Source organism: Kitasatospora sp. NPDC097643, from assembly GCF_040302625.1.
GTDB lineage: Bacteria > Actinomycetota > Actinomycetes > Streptomycetales > Streptomycetaceae > Kitasatospora.
Map to the genome: position 1 here is coordinate 1 of NZ_JBEOSA010000170.1, position 1511 is coordinate 1511.

Consider the following 1511-nt stretch of genomic DNA (forward strand, 5'->3'; position numbering starts at 1 on the left):
TCCTCCGCGGCCGGTGTGTTCGGTGCGGCGGGGCAGGCGAACTACGCCGCGGCCAACGCCTTCCTCGACGCCCTCGCCGAGCACCGCCGTGCCGCGGGTCTCCCGGCGACCGCTCTCGCCTGGGGCCTGTGGGCGGAGGACGGCGGCGGCATGGCGGCCGGGCTGGACGACGCGGACGTGCAGCGGATGGCCCGCGGCGGCGTGCAGGCGCTGTCCACGGCCGAGGGCCTGGGTGTGTTCGACGCCGCCCTGCGGGCCGAGGATGCGGCGCTGGTGCCGATCCGCCTCGACCTGGCGGGGCTGCGAGCTCGTGCGGCGGATCCGGCTGCGGTGCCGCCCCTGCTTCAGGGCCTGGTGCGGCCGGCTGCCCGCAGGTCGGCCTCTGCGGCCACCGCTGCGGGCGGCGGCTCGGCGCTCGCAGCGCGGCTGGCAGGGCTGGCCGAGGCGGACCAGTACCGCGAACTCCTGCACACCGTCAGGTCCGAGGCCGCCGCCGTGCTCGGGTACGGCGGCGCGGAGGCGGTCGATCCGACCCGGGCCTTCCGCGAGCTCGGGTTCGACTCGCTCAGCGCGCTGGAACTCCGTAACCGCCTGAACGCCGTCACGGGCCTGCGGCTGCCCGCGACCCTCGTCTTCGACCACCCGAGCCCTGCGGTGCTGGCCCGGCAGCTCCGGACTGAGCTCCTCGGCGTGCCGGAGGCGGACACCGGGACGTCCGTCCCCGTGGCCACTGGCGCCGAGGATGACCCGATCGCGATCGTCGCGATGAGCTGCCGCTTCCCCGGTGGGGTCGAGACCCCCGAGGACCTGTGGCGCCTGGTCGCGGACGGCCGTGACGCGATCTCCGGCTTCCCCGCCGACCGCGGCTGGGACCTGGAACAGCTGTACCACCCGGACCCGGACCACCTCGGCACCTCGTACACCCGCGAAGGCGGGTTCCTGCACGACGCGGCGGCGTTCGACCCGGGGTTCTTCGGCATCTCGCCGCGTGAGGCGATGTCGATGGACCCGCAGCAGCGGCTGCTGCTGGAGACGTCCTGGGAGGCCTTCGAGCGGGCGGGCATCGACCCGGCAGCCCTGCGTGGCAGCCGGACCGGAGTGTTCGTGGGTGTGATGTACCACGACTACGCGACCCGCCTGAAGCAGGCCGCGGCCAGCGGCGCCGAAGGCTCGATGGGCAGTGGCGGCGTGGGCAGCATCGCGTCCGGTCGCCTCTCCTACACCTTCGGGCTGGAGGGGCCGGCCGTCACCGTCGACACGGCCTGCTCGTCCTCGCTGGTGGCGCTGCACTGGGCGATCCAGGCGCTGCGCACCGGCGAGTGCACGCTCGCCCTGGCCGGAGGGGTCACCGTCATGGCGACACCTGCGACCTTCGTCGACTTCAGCCGGCAGCGCGGCCTCTCGCCGGACGGTCGGTGCAAGGCGTTCTCGGACGACGCGGACGGTACCGGCTGGGGCGAGGGCGTCGGCATGCTGCTGGTGGAGCGGCTGTCGGACGCCCGGCGGAACGG

Annotated in this window: 1 protein-coding gene; it reads left to right on the plus strand. The window is 74.8% G+C overall.

Features of this window, described 5'->3' with window-relative positions; all coding sequences use genetic code 11:
* The coding region (locus tag ABTY15_RS39655; protein WP_350607664.1) for a beta-ketoacyl reductase at positions 1–1511 on the plus strand (1511 nt) is incomplete at both ends.